General features: G+C 67.8%; 13 protein-coding genes. 2 read left to right on the top strand and 11 right to left on the bottom strand.

Features of this window, described 5'->3' with window-relative positions; all coding sequences use genetic code 11:
* Window positions 1–14 precede the first annotated feature (14 nt).
* From ACZ50Q_RS12875 to ACZ50Q_RS12865, 3 genes are read right to left on the bottom strand one after another with little or no spacing between them, the layout of a single operon-like run.
* Window positions 15–326, bottom strand: a complete 312-nt coding sequence (locus ACZ50Q_RS12875; protein WP_464081748.1) for a DUF4387 domain-containing protein — start codon at window positions 324–326, stop codon at window positions 15–17.
* 15 nt (window positions 327–341) lie between these two features.
* Window positions 342–1706 (bottom strand): acyclic terpene utilization AtuA family protein, encoded by a 1365-nt coding sequence (locus ACZ50Q_RS12870; protein ID WP_464081747.1) that lies wholly within the window; start codon window positions 1704–1706, stop codon window positions 342–344.
* A gap of 11 nt (window positions 1707–1717) precedes the next feature.
* On the bottom strand, window positions 1718–3082 hold the full coding sequence (locus ACZ50Q_RS12865; RefSeq protein ID WP_464081746.1) for an LLM class flavin-dependent oxidoreductase: 1365 nt from the start codon (window positions 3080–3082) through the stop codon (window positions 1718–1720).
* Window positions 3083–3188: 106 nt separating this feature from the next.
* Between ACZ50Q_RS12865 and ACZ50Q_RS12860 the strand changes: the two genes are divergently transcribed.
* A complete protein-coding gene (locus ACZ50Q_RS12860) occupies window positions 3189–4124 on the top strand; it encodes a LysR family transcriptional regulator (RefSeq protein ID WP_464081745.1) in 936 nt (311 codons plus the stop codon).
* A 158-nt stretch (window positions 4125–4282) separates the two neighbouring features.
* A complete protein-coding gene (locus ACZ50Q_RS12855; RefSeq protein ID WP_464081744.1) occupies window positions 4283–5371 on the top strand; it encodes a flavin reductase in 1089 nt (362 codons plus the stop codon).
* Between the two features lie 20 nt (window positions 5372–5391).
* On the opposite strand, the gene ACZ50Q_RS12850 is transcribed toward ACZ50Q_RS12855, so the two are convergent.
* From ACZ50Q_RS12850 to ACZ50Q_RS12815, 8 genes are all read right to left on the bottom strand, one after another.
* The gene (locus ACZ50Q_RS12850) at window positions 5392–6405 is read right to left on the bottom strand and encodes a diguanylate cyclase (protein ID WP_092578429.1); all 1014 of its coding nucleotides are present in this window, start codon (window positions 6403–6405) and stop codon (window positions 5392–5394) included.
* A 34-nt stretch (window positions 6406–6439) separates the two neighbouring features.
* Complete coding sequence (gene cheB, locus ACZ50Q_RS12845; RefSeq protein ID WP_464081743.1) at window positions 6440–7450, bottom strand: chemotaxis-specific protein-glutamate methyltransferase CheB; 1011 nt, start codon at window positions 7448–7450, stop codon at window positions 6440–6442.
* The gene (locus ACZ50Q_RS12840; protein WP_464081742.1) at window positions 7447–9822 is read right to left on the bottom strand and encodes a response regulator; all 2376 of its coding nucleotides are present in this window, start codon (window positions 9820–9822) and stop codon (window positions 7447–7449) included. The genes cheB and ACZ50Q_RS12840 overlap by 4 nt, the downstream gene beginning before the upstream one ends.
* Window positions 9819–10472: a chemotaxis protein CheW gene (locus ACZ50Q_RS12835; protein ID WP_464081992.1), complete on the bottom strand. Its 654-nt coding sequence runs from the start codon at window positions 10470–10472 to the stop codon at window positions 9819–9821. Before ACZ50Q_RS12835 ends, ACZ50Q_RS12840 begins: the two co-directional genes overlap by 4 nt.
* Window positions 10473–10476: 4 nt before the next feature.
* Window positions 10477–11760: a CheR family methyltransferase gene (locus ACZ50Q_RS12830; protein ID WP_464081741.1), complete on the bottom strand. Its 1284-nt coding sequence runs from the start codon at window positions 11758–11760 to the stop codon at window positions 10477–10479.
* Window positions 11757–12296 (bottom strand): chemotaxis protein CheW, encoded by a 540-nt coding sequence (locus tag ACZ50Q_RS12825; protein ID WP_464081740.1) that lies wholly within the window; start codon window positions 12294–12296, stop codon window positions 11757–11759. The genes ACZ50Q_RS12830 and ACZ50Q_RS12825 overlap by 4 nt, the downstream gene beginning before the upstream one ends.
* 8 nt (window positions 12297–12304) lie before the next feature.
* Window positions 12305–13924 carry a methyl-accepting chemotaxis protein gene (locus ACZ50Q_RS12820; protein ID WP_464081739.1) on the bottom strand — a complete coding sequence of 540 codons (1620 nt, stop codon included), beginning with the start codon at window positions 13922–13924 and terminating at the stop codon, window positions 12305–12307.
* A 274-nt stretch (window positions 13925–14198) separates the two neighbouring features.
* Entirely contained in the window at window positions 14199–15662 is a 1464-nt protein-coding gene (locus ACZ50Q_RS12815; protein WP_464081738.1) for an amidase, read from the bottom strand.
* Window positions 15663–15810: the final 148 nt, after the last annotated feature.

Below are 15810 nucleotides of genomic sequence, written 5' to 3'. Positions count from 1 at the left end.
ACGGCCACCCGGCGTCACAGGGGGATTTCGATATCCAGCAGGGGCGCGTGCTGCTGCGCACCGTATACGTCTACATCGCCCACCGCGCCCGAGGCGACCGGCCGCGGCAGGGTCGCCTTCCATGCCAGGGCCGGCGGGTACTCGGTGAACAGCACCTCCTCTACGTGCACGCCGTACAGCCGCGCGATCAGCGCGGGGCTGATGACACCCGTGGCGCGCACGCGCTCGAACAACGCCGGGTCATCGAACATGATGTCCAGCGTGATGGCGAACGGCCCCGCGTTCTTGCTCTTGCAAGCCTTGGCGATATCTTTGAGTCTGGCCATGTCGGTCTCCCTCGCTCAGACGGTTTCATACTCGATGGGAAACAGGCTGAGCGGGTCAGCCACCTCGATGACGTGCTGCATGAAGAATTCATAGATCGGCCCGCGCTCGATGTCCGAGGGCGAAAACGGAAAGGCCATGTTTCCCTCACGGCACATGCGTCCCGGAAAGTCGGAATGCAGCAGCGTCACGCGCGCCAGCGACAACGCCGCGTTGGCGATCTCCTGCGTCCTGCCCACGACCTCTGCGACGATGGCCAGCTCCTGCGGCCTGAAGCCCGGTTCAGGCTCCCAGTCCCCCATCACCCCGTTCGTCCCATACACCCTGAGCACGAGCTGCCAGTCCTGCGGTGCCAGCCCGAGGGCCGCGACTTTCGTTGCCGTGGACGCGCGCACGAAGTCCAGGAAACCGGCGGCCTGGCCGATCAGGCCCGGGTCGCGCGTCGCGGCAAAGGCAACCGCGCTGAACCCGGCCCGCTTCACGCCTTCCAGCTTGATGGTGTAGGGCTGCGCCTCCCACTTCATGCCCGTGATGCGCACGCGGCGATCCGACACCGCGCGCATCTCGCAGTCGCGCGTATCGACGCAACCACCCGGCTCATAGCGCAATACGGGGCTCGCGTTCTCGTGCAGCGCCTGCACCGCCACCGACAGCGGCGTGCAGCGCAGCTCCGGGTTGAGCGGCTCGGCCTCCACGTAGTCCTCGCCCACCGTGACCATCAGGCAATCGTGCTTCTTGGGAATGGCGGCATTGCACGCGCATTCGAGCATCTTGCCGGCGTACCAGGCGGGCGCCTCGGGGATGCCGTGGTGCATGGCCAGCGCCACCCACGGCGCCGGGTCCGTGCCTCGCCCGCCCAGGATCACCTGCGCGCCCTCGGCCAGGGCCTGGCGGTAGGGCTCCGGCCCCATCATGCCGACAATGCGCACGGCCTCGTCGACATCTTCGGCCGTCAACGCCCCCGCCGCCCCCAGGGCGCGGATGCGGCCCTCGGCCAGCGCCGTCCTGATCACCGCCGGATCTTGCTCGGCGTGGATGAGCGCCATCTTGAAATGCAGGCCATGTTCACGGGCGATCTCGCGCACGATGTCGGCGCAGGCCTGCAGATGCGGCTCGCCGCCTGCGCCGCCGCAAGTGCCGACCATCATGGGAATGCCGTTGGCGATGGCCGCCCGCAGCAACAGCGACAGGTCGCGCTTCATGGCCATCCGCGAATTCAACGTCTTGCCGGAACCCAGATAATGCGGACCGGGATCGCTGGAGCCGCCGTCCACGCCGACCATATGGGGCTTGAGTTCCATCGCGGCCTTCACCGACGCTTCCGGAAACCCGTAGCCCAGGATGCCGCTGGCCGACATCATGCGCACGCTTTTATTGGTCATGTCCGTGGTCCTTAGCGGCTGCCGGCCTTCCAGTCGCCGGCGCGCGGTCGGCGCAGGCCCAGGTTCCCGCGCAGCGTGCCGCCGCCATACTCCTTGCGAACCAGCCCGCGCTTTTGCAGATGGGGAATGACGAGGCGCACGATCTCTTCGTATGTCCCGGGCACCGCCGTCGCCGACAGCACGAAGCCGTCGCAGCCCTTGCTGAACCACTCCTCCATCATGTCGGCCACCTGCTCGCCCGTGCCGCAGAACACCGGTCCATCGTTCAGCGTGCCGCGCCCCGAGGCTTCGACGAAGTCGCGCACCGAGGGATTCTTCTTGCCGCTCACCTGGACAACCTTGTCACGCAGGCTCTGCCAGGACATCGCGGCCAGTTCCTCGTCGGTGAAAGGCTGGTCGTAGGGCCGGCCCGAGAAGTCGATGTTGGCCGTCTCGCCGATCATCGTCAGGCCATCGATGGGCCGCGACAGGCCAGCGATCATCTCGCGCTTTTCGCGGGCCAGGCTTTCGGTTTCGGCAGCGATGATCTTGACCTCGGCGGCCACCTTCAGGTCGTCAGGATTGCGGCCGGCCTTGGCCACGCCGTCCTTGAGCGCCTGGTACTGCTTGATGCCGCCTTCCAGCGTGGGGTACTTGGCGAACACCACTTCGGCCCAGCGCGCGGCGAACGCCAGCCCGCGCCCGCTCTGGCCGGCCTGCAGGATTACCGGGTTGCCCTGCGGCGAACGCGGTACGGTCAGCGGGCCGCGCGACCGGAAGAATCGGCCTTCGTGGTCCAGCCGCCGCACCTTATCCGGATCGGCAAAAAATCCCTCGGCCTTGTCGGCGACGATGATGTCGTCTTCCCAGGTGTCCCAATGGCCCATGACCACTTCCATGAACTCGTCGGCGCGGTCGTAGCGCAGGTCGTGCTCCAGGTGTTCGGTGTGGCCGAAGTTGGCGGCCTCGGAATTGTTCATCGACGTCACCACGTTCCAGGCCACCCGGCCCTTCGTCATGAGGTCCAGCGTGGCGAACAGGCGGGCCACATGGAAAGGTTCGTAGTAGGTCGTGGAATAGGTGGCGCCCAATCCAAGGTGGCGGGTGGCCATGGCCATCGCCATCAGGACCGCCGTCGGCTCGAGCTTCACGGCGCGAACCCCATGGCGCACGGTTTCCCTGTGATCGCCGCCGTAGATATCCGGCATTGCCAGGCGGTCATCGAAGAAAGCCATGTCGAAGCAGCCATCCTCCAGGGTGCGCGCGATGCGCTGGTAGTACTCCGGGGTCAGGTAGTCGGCCATGCTTGAGGGATTTCTCCACGAGCCGACATAGTTGGAACAATTCTGGGCTTGCAGAAAGGCCACCAGGGCCATTTGACGGGCGTTTGTGCTCATTGCTTTTCCGGTTTCCGGTGGGTTCATCGTGATGGCGAAGTGGCGTCAGTATTGGTGTCGACTCGGATATGCACAATTTCCGCGGCGTGATACATCTATAACCACCATGAATCAATCAACCGACCGCCCCGCCCTCACCCGGCTCGAACTCTCCGAGCTGGAAACCTTTCTGTGGGTCGTGAGCGAAGGCAGCTTCAGCGACGCCGCCCGCAAGCTGCATCTCTCTCAGCCCGCCGTCACCAATCGCGTCAAACGGCTTGAAGACAAGCTGCGCACCAAGCTCCTGCACCGGACCACGCGCCAGGTCTCCGCCACGCCGGAGGGCATGCGCCTGCGGGACGCGGCCGAAGCCGCCCTGGCGGGTCTGCGGGATGTCATGCGCCAGTTCCAGATAGGGGCCGAGACCGGCCGCAACCGTATCGTGGTGGCCTGCACGCCGATGCTGGCGGCGACGGTGCTGCCGCGCCTGATCCACGACTACCAACAGCGCTACCCGGATATCCAGGTCGTGCTGCGCGACTTGCCCTATGCGCAGGTCGTGCAGGCAATCACGCAGGATGCGGCGGATTTCGCCGTCGCGGCGCTGGACACCAAGCAGCGCGGACTGCAGTTTCAGTCGCTGGCCGAAGAAAAGGTGCTGCTCGTCGTCCCCGCCGGGCACCCCCTGGCCGCGCACGCCCGCGTCACGCTGTCCATGATCGCGCCTTACCGCATCATGTTCCTGGACCGCTACCTGTCGCTGCGCAAGCACCTGACCGAGGAATTCGCCAAGCAGGGATTGCGTTTCGAGCACACCACGGCATCGACCCTGCCGACGTTGCTGGGCATGATCGACGCAGGCAATTGCGTCACCTTCCTGCCGCGCACCATGGTGCAGCGCAATGCGCAGTCATCGCGCGTGCTCATCGAGATCCAAGATCTGGACGCCACCCGCCACTGGGGCTGCATCCTGTCGCGCCGGGCAGATCTGTCGACCGCCGCCCAGGCGTTCAAGGACTACCTGCGCAAGCACTTTCGCGAACAGCTCGCCGAGCCGGTCTGACCTGCTGCATTCATAACGGGGCGTAATAGACGCATACCGGAACGCAATTTGTGGGCGCTTTCCCCCGCTCCTAGACTTGGCGGCATGCCAGGCGGGAAGGCGGCGGAACGGACTCCGCCGCCCCAAGGCGCCGGCTCCCACGAAATCAGGATGCAAGCATGACACCCTTCGACAGCAAGGAATTCCGACGCGCGCTCGGCGCGTTTCCCACCGGCGTGACCGTGATCACCACATGCGATGCAGCGGGCAAGCCCTACGGGGTCACGGCCAATTCGTTCAGCTCGGTCTCGCTGGATCCCCCGCTGATCCTGTGGAGCCAGTCCACGACCTCCAGCAGCTACCCGGCGTTCCGCGACTGCCCGCGCTTCGTCGTGAACATCCTGGCCGACCACCAGGTCCACATTTCCAACCAGTTTGCAAAGTCCGGGGCCGACAAATTCCGCGAAGTCCCGGTCACGGCCGGGCTGGGCGGCGTGCCCATCATCGACGATTGCGCGGCGCATCTGGAATGCGTGAAGGTCGCCGCCTACCCCGGTGGCGATCACGTCGTCTACCTGGGTCAGGTGGAAAAGATCAACCGTAGCGGCCACCATTCACTGGCCTTCGGCGACGGCAAATATCTCAGGACCTTTGCACACGACCTGGGAGAGGTCGGCCACCCTTCCGGCGCGGCCGGCCTGGGCTGTCTAAAGGCCCAGCGGCTCGCCATGGAGGCGCTGCCTGCGATCTGCGAGCGCATCGGCCAACGTACCGTGGGCATCGCGGTGTGGGGCAACCAGGGCGCCACCATCGTCGGTTGGGAGCCGTCCGCGCATCCCGTCAGTCCGTTTCTGCAGGCCGGCGTGGTCGTAAGCCTCACGCAATCGGCCACCGGAATCGCCTTCGCGGCGTTCATGGCACCCGAGCAGACGCAGGCGGCCATCGACGAAGAGCTCCAAGCGCGCGCACGCAGCGGTCAGCCGGACAACGGGCAGTTCGCCCTGCGCGTGGCCGAAGCGCGGCAGCATGGATTGGCACGGGCCGTGGGCACCGCCGCCTCGCCCCGGCACCACGTCAAGGTCAATGCCTTCAGCGCGCCCGTGTATGACGCGGGGGGCAACATGGTGATGGCAATCTCCACCACCTGCGAGGCGCAACGGCTGGCCCCGGATTGGGATGGCAGCGTGCCAACCGCGCTGCGCGAGGCGGCGCGTCTCCTGTCGCAGCGGCTCGGTCACCTATCCGGCGATCCCGTCATGGCGGGCTGATCGCCAGCGCCGGGCGCTGGTCAGATCTGCCCCGGCACCACCCGGTTGCGCCCCTGCCGCTTCGCTTCATACAACCCCCGGTCCGCCGCCTGGATCAGCTCCGTGCAGGGCTGGCCATCCTGCGGCGTCGCGGTGGCCAGGCCCACGCTCACCGTGAGCCAGGGACCGGCGCCCGCGTCGCGTTGCGGGATCTGCATGGCTTCGACGGCGCGGCGCAGTTTCTCGGCGGCCAGGCGCGCGCTCCCGGCGGGCGTGCCGGGCAGCACCAGCGCGAACTCTTCGCCGCCGAAGCGCGCCGCCAGGTCGGTGGAGCGGTCGCAGCTTGCAAAGATGGTGTTGGCCACGCGCTTGAGGGCCTCGTCGCCCGCGATGTGGCCGTAGGTGTCGTTGTAGGACTTGAAGTGGTCCACATCGATCATGAGCATGCTGATCTCGCGCCGGTCGCGGCCCGCGCGCAGCCATTCGGCGTTGAGGTATTCGTCGAAATAGCGCCGGTTGCCCAGGCCGGTCAGGCCGTCCGAATTGGTGAGGCGGCGCAATTCCATGTTGCTTTCCAGCAATTGCTGCTGGCTCTGGCGCAGGGCCTGGTAGGCCTCGTCGCGCTGCACCAGCGCCATGTAGGAGCGCGAGTGGTAGCGGATGCGCGCGATCAGTTCGATGGAGTCCGGCAGCTTCACGAGGTAGTCGTTGGCGCCCGCGGCAAACGCCGCGCTCTTGATCGCGGGGTCTTCCTTGGTGGACAGCACGATGATGGGGATGTCGCGCGTCACCGGGTGGCCACGGTACTCGCGCACGAGGCTCAGGCCGTCCACGCCGGGCAGGACCAGATCTTGCAGGATGACCGTGGGCCGCGTCTGGATCGCCACGCTCAAGGCCTTGTAGGGATCCGAGCAATAGTGGAAATCGATGTTGCCCTCGGGCACCAGCGCCCGCCGGATGGCTTCTCCCACCACGACCTGGTCGTCAACGAGCAACACCATCGCCCCATGCGAATTCAGATCCGCAGAGACCGCGTCGTCAGAGGAAGCAAGCATAGTAAGTCCTTGATTTCTGCACATATGCCGCGGCTCAGGCAAACGCCTGGATGACGCGGGAAGCAATTTGTTCGAGGGGCCTGATCTCGACCGCGGCCTGCATGGCCGCGGCCGCCTTGGGCATGCCATAGACGGCGCTGGTGGCCTGATCTTGCGCGATGGTCAGGCAACCGCGCTCGCGCAGCGCCTTGAGTCCACGCGCGCCGTCCTGGCCCATGCCCGTCAGCAGGACGCCGACCGCCACGCCGCGCCAATGCTGCGCCACACTATGAAAAAACACGTCGATGGAAGGCCGGTACAGGCTTTCACGGGGGCAACTGGTGTATCCAAGGGTGCCATCCTCGCGCAGCGCAAGATGGTCATCCGTGCCCGCCAGCAGGATCTGTCCCGGCAGCGGCCGCTCGCCTTGGCGCGCCAGCCGGACCGGCAGCGGCACCTGGTCGTTGAGCCAGTCCGCCATGCCGGCGGCAAACAAGGCGTCCACATGCTGCACCAGCACGATGCCCGCCGGAAAGTCCAGCGGCAGGTCGCGCAGCAATTGGGCGAGCGTGGCCGGTCCGCCGGCCGACGCGCCGATCGCCAGCAGCCGTCTTGCGCCTGCCGGCGGCGCGGGCCTGGGGACAGGGGTCAGTGCCGGGCGATTGCCGTAACGGCCGATCAGCCAGCCGATGTTGCGGATCTTGCGCAGCAGCGGCGCCGCCGCACTGCGCATGTCCGAGCCGCCGACGACCGGCGTGTCCACCGCGTCCAGCGCGCCGTGGCCCATGGCATCGAAGACGCGCGCGGTCTGGCGCTCGACGTCGGACGTCACCACGACGATGGCGCAAGGCGTTTGCGCCATGATGCGGCGCGTGGCCTCGACGCCGTCCATGACGGGCATGATGAGGTCCATCAGCACCACGTCGGGACGGTCGCGTTCGCACTGCTGGACTGCCTCCAGGCCGTCGGCCGCGGTCCAGGCAATCTCCAGGCCGGGCTCGAGCGCGATCGCGCGCCGCAGGGTCTCGACCGCGAGGGGCATGTCATTGACGATCCCGATTCTCACGTCCGTGCCTTCCCGATGAGGTCTTCGACGGCATCGAGCAGCGCATCGTCGTGGAAGCTGCCCTTGGCGAGGTAATAGTCGGCGCCGGCATCCAGCCCGCGCCGCCTGTCCTCTTCCCGGTCCTTGTACGACACCACCATGACGGGCAGATTCTGCAGCTTGGGATCGGCCTTGATGCGCGACACGAGTTCGATGCCGTCCATCCGCGGCATGTCGACGTCGGTCACGATCAGGTCGAACTCCTCGCTGCGCAACATGTTCCAGCCATCCATGCCGTCCACGGCCACGGCCACATCGAAACCGCGGTTCAACAGCAGCTTGCGCTCAAGCTCGCGAACCGTCAACGAGTCATCGACGACCAGGACGCGCTTGCGGCGCCGCGTCGCCGTCGCGCCGGCCCCGCTGTCGACGCGCGACAGCCGGCCGCCTTCGATCAGTTTTTGCACGGACACCAGCATGTCTTCCACGTCCAGGATCAGCAGCGGCGTGCCGTCGTCCATCAGCGAGCCCGCCATCACGTCCTGCACCTTGCCCAGCCGGGGATCCAGCGGCTGCACGACCAGCGTGCGCTCGCCCACGTAGCGGTCCACGGCGATGCCGTAGAGCAGCTCGTGATCCCCCACCACCACCACGGACAAGGTATCGGCGGCCGGCGCCGGCTCGCCAGCGCGCAGGATTTGCCGCGCCGACACCAGCCCGATCTGGCGGTCCATGAAACGGAAATGCTGCTGGCCTTCGAGCTGTTCGATGTCCTGGGCGTCCACCTGCAGCGCATGGCTGACGTAGGCCAGCGGAAACGCGTAGATCTCGCCCTGCACTTCGACCAGCAGGCTGCGCACCACCGAGAGGGACAGCGGCATCTCCAGCACGAACCGCGTGCCCCGGCCCTGCTGCTGGTGGACGCGCACCGCGCCGCGCAGTTGCCGCACCATCGTCTGCACCACGTCCAGCCCCACGCCGCGCCCGGATATCTCAGTCACTTCGTCGCGGGTGCTGAAGCCCGACAGAAAAAGGAATTCCAGCAGCTCGGCCTCGGTCAACCGGGCCGCGGTCTCCGCGTTGGTGAGCTTGCGCTCGACGACCTCGCCGCGCAGATGGTCCAGCGAGATCCCGGAACCATCATCGGCCAGCTCGACCAGCAGCATGCCGGCCGAGTGGCGCGCCGACAGCGTGATCAGGCCCTCCGGCGGCTTGCCCGCCCGCTCGCGGGCCGCGGGCGATTCGATGCCGTGGTCCACGGCGTTGCGCAGCAGGTGGGTGAGCGGCGCATCCAGTTTTTCCAGGATGTCGCGGTCCACCTGCGTCTGCTCGCCTTCGATCTCCAGGCGCACCTGCTTGCCCAGTGAGCGGCCCAGGTCGCGCACCATGCGCGCCATGCCGCCCACACCGTCGCTGAAGGGCCGCATGCGGCAGGCCAGCGCGGTGTCGTAGAGGCGCCGCGTCAGATGGCTCATGCGCCAGCCGAAGTCGTCCACTTCGCTGGTGCGCTGCGTCAGTTCACGCTGGCACTGTTCGAGGATGCGCTGCGCATCGTCCAGCGCCGCCTGGCCGCGCGCATCGAGGTGCTGCTCGGCCAGCACGGCGCGCACGCCGTCCAGCGCACGCGCCGCCCCCGCCTGCAGGCGCCGCAGCCGCAGCATGGCGGCGCTGAAAGGGCCGACCCATTGCGACTCGACCAGTGTTTCGCTGGACAGCCCCAGCAGCTTGTTCAAGGTGTCGGCCGTGACGCGCAGCACGCGCTCGCCCTCGCCCGCCGTGCGGTCGGAACTGCGGCGCGACGGCGATGCGGCGGCATTTGATGCACCGGGCGTTGATACCCCGGAGGCCGATGCCGCCGGGGTCGATGCCGCGGTCCCCGACACGGCGCCTGTCGGTCCGGGCGACGCCGCCGTGAAAGCCGGGCCCGCAGCGGCGGGCTCGTCTTCGAGCCGCACGATCGGCGGCAGGAAGTCGGATGGCCGGGGCGCGCGCGGCGGCGGGGCCGGCGGCGCATTGGGCGCGTTGCTCAGCCGCGCCACCAGATCGGTGATTTCCGTGTCCAGCTCCACGCCGGGCGTCGCGACGCGTTGCAGCAGGTCCGCGCCCAGCAGCAAGGCGTCGATGTCGGCGGCCTGCAGGCGCAGGCGGCCTTCCTGCGCCGCGACGAGACAATCTTCCATCGCATGCGCGATGCGCACGGCCGGATGCAGGTCCACGATGCGCGCCGCGCCCTTGAGCGAGTGGGCGGCGCGCATGCAGGCTTCGAGGTCCGGCGCGGACGTGGGATTCTTTTCCAGGGCCAGCAGGCCGTCGTTGAGCACCTGCACCTGCGTGCGGGTCTCGATCTGGAACAGTTCGAGGAGCGAGGCGTCGCGCATCTGATCGGGATTCACGCGAGACTCCGTTGCAATGCCTGCATCAGCAGGGTTTCATCCAGCACGCCGATGGCGCGGCCGCCGCAGCGGGCCATGCCGCGGGAATACTTCAGGCTTGCACCCTGTACGGTCGACGGCAACGGATCGAGCGCCTGCAGGTCGACGTCGTGCATGCCCTCGACCTCGTCCACGGGCAGCACCACCGCCCGGCCCGCGCCGCCGAATATCAGCATGCGCGCCGCGGCTGGGCGTTCGCGCGCCTGCGGCGCCGCGCCGTCCAGCCCCAGCAGGCGCGCCAGCGACACGCATACCGTCAGCGTCCCACGCACATTGGTGACGCCCAGCACGGCGGGATCGCGGCGATGCGGCAGGCTGATGATGCCCCGCATGCCCGCCACCTCGTCCAGCGACCGCGTCGGCAGCCCCAGCCATTCGCGTTGCAGGCGGAACACCAACAGTGACGACAGGTTGGCCGCGTGCTGCGGCGGCGGCGGCGCTTCATCCTCTCCCGCCATGCCCGGCGGCAGGCGGTCCAGGATGCGTTTGGCCGCCGAGGCGTACACCGGACAGTTGCGGCAATGCACGTGCGCGGCAAGCTGGCCGCAGCTTTTGTCGCCGCGTATCCCGATGCGGTTCCAGCAATCGTCCACGTCGGACAGCGCCCCCATTGCGTCAGCCACGGCGTGCCTCCTGGCGCGCCGCGCGCGCCTGCAGGCGGGTGGCGCCGTCGTGGTCACCTTCCGCGGCCACCAGCGCGGCAAGGTGCAGCAAGGCTTCGCGGTGGTTCGGGTCCAGGTACAGCGCCTTGCGGTAGGCGGCCTGCGCCTGCCGCGCCTGGCCATCCGCGTCCAGCAGCAGGCCCTGCAGGTGCAGCGCGTCGGCGCTGGCGCCGTGGAGCTCGATGTGCGCACGGCATTGCGCCATGGCATCGCGCACCCTGCCCTGGTCGGCCAGCGCGGCGATATGGCGCAGCGAGGCCTGGGCCGCCGGCTCCGGCGGCGCGGCGGGCGTGTCGGCGATGGCGGCGTGCGGCACGGGCAGCCGCGGCGCGGGCGTCTGCGCGACCGGACGCCGCGGCGGCGCCCAGGCATGCACGATGGGACGCGGGCCAGACTGCGGCGGGCGCGGTGGCGCAGGCGTGGCCGCGGGCGCCGGCGCGGCCTTTGCGCGGAACGCGAACGACCGGGCAAGCGCCACCGACGGCAGGCGCCGTCCCGTCAATAGGCTGGTCTCGGCCGGCCCCACGAAAATCACGCCGTCCTCACGCGCGAATCTGCGCAGCACCTGCACCGCGCGCTCCTGCGTAGCCATGTCGAAATAGATGAGCAGATTGCGGCAGAACACGAAGTCATAGGGCGCGGCGCCCGCCAGCAGGTTCGGATCGAACAGATTGCCGGACTGGAACCGGACCTGGCCGCGCACGCGGGCGGCAAGTTGATGGCCCTCGGGCACTTCCGAGAAATACCGGTCGCGAAACGCCAGGTCGCCGCCGCGGAACGAATTGCGGCCGTACACGGCGCGCTGCGCGAATTCCACCATGCGTACGCTGATATCCACGGCGTCCACGTGGAAACGCTGCGGCGGCACGCCCGCGTCGAGCAGCGCCATGGCGATGGAATACGGCTCTTCACCGCTGGAACAAGGCACGCTCAGCACGCGCAGCACGCGGCCCTCGCTGCCGGGCGCAAACAGCCGTTCGCGCGCGAGGGTCGCCATGGCGACCTGGGATTCCGGATACCGGAAAAACCAGGTCTCCGGCACGATCACGGCCTCGATGAGCTGCTGCATCTCGTCGGGCCAGGCCTGCACCCGCGTCAGGTAATCCTGTTCGTCGTCCACGCCGGCCGCGTGCATGCGATGCCGCACGGCCCGTTCGACGGCGGCCTGGCCGATGGAGCCGCTGTCCAGCCCCATCCGGCGCTTGAGCAGGCCGCTGAATTCCTCGAGCAGGCTCATGCAGCCACCTCGCCCGCCGCGCCATCGCCGGACGGAAAAAGAAGCGCCCGCACGGCGGCGGGCAAGAGGTCATCGACCTTGACGGCCTGGACCATGCCGCCCGCGTCGGCCAGCACGGGGCCCAGGTATCGGGCCTGCGTATTGTCCAGCGCATGCGGCTGGAACGCGGCGGGGTCATAGTGCATGGTCTCGGTGGCCTGTTCCAGGATCAGACCCAGCAGGCGCTCGGCGGCGCCCGCGCCGGGCCGGTAGCGCACCAGCGCCAGGCGCGTGCTGGTCACGGCGGCACAGGCGCCGGCGCCGGCCAGCGCGCTCATGTCGATGACGGGCACGGCCACGCCGCGGCGTTCGGTCATGCCGGCCACCCAATGCGGCGCGCCCGGCACCTGTTTAAGCGCGCGCAGCCCCAGGACTTCGGCGACGTCCCCGGCGTCCAGCGCATAGCGGTCCGCGCCGATGCGGAAAAGCAGATAGAGCCGGCGCCCGGGGCCGGCATGGCCCGCGGCGGTCCGTGCGCGGACGGCGGCAGATGTCATGGCAGCGTTCACACCTTGAAGCGGGACACGCCGCTGCGCAGATCATTGGCCACCAGCGTCAGCTCTTCGATGGCAAGGCTGGATTGACGCAGCGATTCCACCGTCTGCTGCGCCGCGTCGCTCAGTTGCTGCAGCGCCTGGTTGATCTGTTCGGCGCCCGTGGCCTGGGCCTGCATGCCCTCGTTGACCATCTGCACGCGCGGCGCCAGCGTCTGCACCTGCTGGATGATCTGCGAAAGCTGGTCTCCCACCTGCTGCATGTCCGCCATGCCGCGGCGGACTTCTTCAGAAAACTTGTCCATGCCCATCACGCCAGCGGACACCGACGACTGGATTTCACGCACCATCTGTTCGATGTCGTAGGTGGCGACTGCCGTCTGGTCCGCCAGGCGCCGGATCTCGGTGGCGACCACCACGAAGCCGCGGCCGTACTCGCCGGCCTTCTCCGCTTCGATGGCCGCGTTCAGCGACAACAGGTTGGTCTGGTCAGCCACCTTCGTGATCGTCGTCACGACTTGCGTGATGTTGCCCGCCTTTTCATTGAGCACCGCCAGTTTGGCGTTGACCGACCCGGCCGCGCCCACCACATTGCGCATGGTGTCCTCCATGCGCGCAAGGCCCACCTGCCCGCTGCCCGCCAGCGTGGCGGTCTGTTCGGCGGCGCTGGAAACCTCGGTCATGGTGCGCACCAGTTCGCGCGAGGTCGCCGAGATCTCGCGCGAGGTGGCGCCGATTTCCGTGGTGGTGGCCGCGACTTCCGACGCGGTGGCCTGCTGTTGCTTGGACGTGGCGGCGATCTCGGTCACGGACGTGGCCACCTGCACCGCGGACCGCTGGGTCTTGCCGACCAGGCCGGTCAACTCGTCCACCATGCCGTTAAAGCCGATTTCAATGGCATTGAACTCATCCTTGCGCGACAGCCTGAGCCGGCGGCTCAGGTCGCCTCCGCCCGTCGCTTCCAGCGTCTTCACGATTTCGCGCATGGGATTGGCGATGGCGCGCATCAGGAGGTAGCCGCAAACGATGGACGCGGCGATGGCCATGGCCAGAGACACCAGCATGCCGACCTCGGCTGCTTGCACGGATTCGCGGATGCTCACGGCCGCTTCGTCGGCCTGCGCCTTGTTTGCGCTCACCATTTTGGCCAGGATGTCGCGGCCCCGATAAAAGGACGGGCGCAATTCTGACTGGATACGCATCAGCGCAAGGGACGTATCCGCCTGCACGCTCGACGACAGGATGTCGGCGCGGATGCGCTTGTATTCCTGCAGCTCCTTCTGGAACTCCTCGAACATGTGTTCGTCGTCCTGCCGGCCGATGGTGCGCAGGTAGAACTCCACGTACTCGTCGAGCTGCTTGTCGTTGCGCGGCAGGGCTTCCAGCGCCGCGCGGCGGTCCGCCTCGGTCGGCGCATGGAAGGCGTCCTGCACGGCCACGAAGCCGGCGAACCACGCTGCCCGGATCGACGTGCTGTAGTAGATGCCCGGCACGGCGTCGGCGTTGATCATTTCGACTTCCGCTTCGACATGCAGAAGCCGCCGGTAGTCCACCACCACCATCAGCGTCATGATGGCGAGAATGGCCAGGAAACTGGCCAGGATGCGCTGGCGGAGCGTCACATTCTTCATACCGGGAGACCTTTGCACTGTATCGAATTGCGACGTCCTGCCGGGACGCCCCAGGGGTGATTCCCCTGCTGTCCGGAATTCCGGACAGCCCTTATCGGTGGGGAAGATGGGAAATATCGATAATTATTACAAAGGTGCCGCATCACAGCCATGAAAAACAGGGCAAAACGCAAAACATGGCTGACTTCGTCCGAAAAATGCAAATATCTATTACAAAAAATCAACCGGTATTTGTTAGCGCAGGTAGCACGAGTAGCGCAAGGTGCAAACCGCGTCACGCGGCGTCGGCCCACAGCGCCTGCGGCGGACGCGCCCGCACCCAGTCGCGCACCCCTTCGTAGGCGTGGGCCAACTGCAGCACCGCCAGGTCGCCCCGCGGCGGCCCGATGAGTTGCATGCCCATCGGCAGGCCCGCCGCGTTGAAACCCACCGGCACGCTGATGACCGGGCACCCCGCCAGCGTCCAGGGCGTCACGGTCTCCATCCAGCGATGGTAGGTGTCCATGGGCCGGCCCGCGATCTCCTTGGGCCAGTCCAGCGTTACATCGAACGGAAACACCTGCGCCGACGGCACGGCCAGGTAATCCACGTCGTCGAACATGCGCAGGACGGTCTGATACCAGGCGCTGCGCTCTTCGGTGGCCTGATACACCTGGCGCGCCGTCATGCCTTCCAGGCCTTCCACCTCCCAGATCAGGGCTGGCTTGACCAGCTTGCGGGTCTCCGGATCGTGGACCAGGGCATGGAACTGCCCGCCCACCATCAGGTGGCGATGCGCCAGCCAGATGCGCCAGAGCCGGTCGCCCGCGAACGGCACCTGGTAGTCGTCCACGCGGCAGCCCGCCGTCTCCAGGTCTTGCAGCGCCTGCGTGCACAGGTCCAGGATGCCCGGCTCCATCGGCAGGTAGCCGCCCCAGTCGCCCAGCCAGCCCACGCGCTTGCCCGACAGGTCTGCCTCCAGCGGCTGCGCGTATAGAGACGGGTCGTCCGTCAGCGACAGCGGCGCCCGGCGGTCGTGGCCGGCGATCACCGACAGCAGCCGGGCCACGTCGCGCGGCGTGCGGCCCATCGGCCCTTCATAAGAAAGCTGTTTGAGGAACACCTCGGGCGAGGGTCCGGACGGCACACGGCCCGCGGAGGGGCGCATCCCGTAGACGTTGCAGAACGCCGCCGGATTGCGCAGCGAGCCGCCGAAATCGCTGCCGTCGGCCACCGGCAGCATGCGGGCGGCCAGCCCCGCGGCCGCGCCGCCGCTGCTGCCACCGGCCGTCTTGCTGGCGTCGTAGGGGTTGCCGGTCGCGCCATAGACCTGGTTGTACGTGTGCGACCCCAGTCCGAATTCGGGCACATTGGTGCGGCCGATGAAGATGGCGCCGGATGCGCGCATGCGCTCCACCAGGATCGAATCGTGCGGCGACACCACGTCCTTGTAGACCAGCGACCCCATCGACGTGACCATGCCCCGCACCGCGGTCAGGTCCTTGGGCGCCTGCGGCATGCCATGCAGCCAGCCCAGCCATTGCCCCGCAGCCAGTTGCGCATCCCGATCATCGGCCTCGCGCAGCAGTTCGTCGCTGTCGCGGCGCGCGACGATGGCGTTCAGCTTGGGATTGACCCGGTCGATATGCGCGAGGTACGCCTGCATCACCTCGCGGCAGGACACCTTGCGGCCGCGAATGGCGTCCGACAGCGCGTGCGCGGGCATGGCCACGATTTCGTTCAGCGGGGCGGGGGTCATGGGCATTCGTCTCCTGGAAGCGCGCCGCGAATCCGCCGGGCGCGCGTATGGTCGGTGGGCGCGTTGCGGCGGCACGTCGCGCGCATGGCGACGATACTACGCAAAATTGCTGCGACGCGCCCGGCCCCGCGCGCCGCGGACGCGCCAG

This window comes from Achromobacter sp. T5-5 (assembly GCF_055397965.1).
This window is presented reverse-complemented; position numbering and strand designations above follow the sequence as displayed.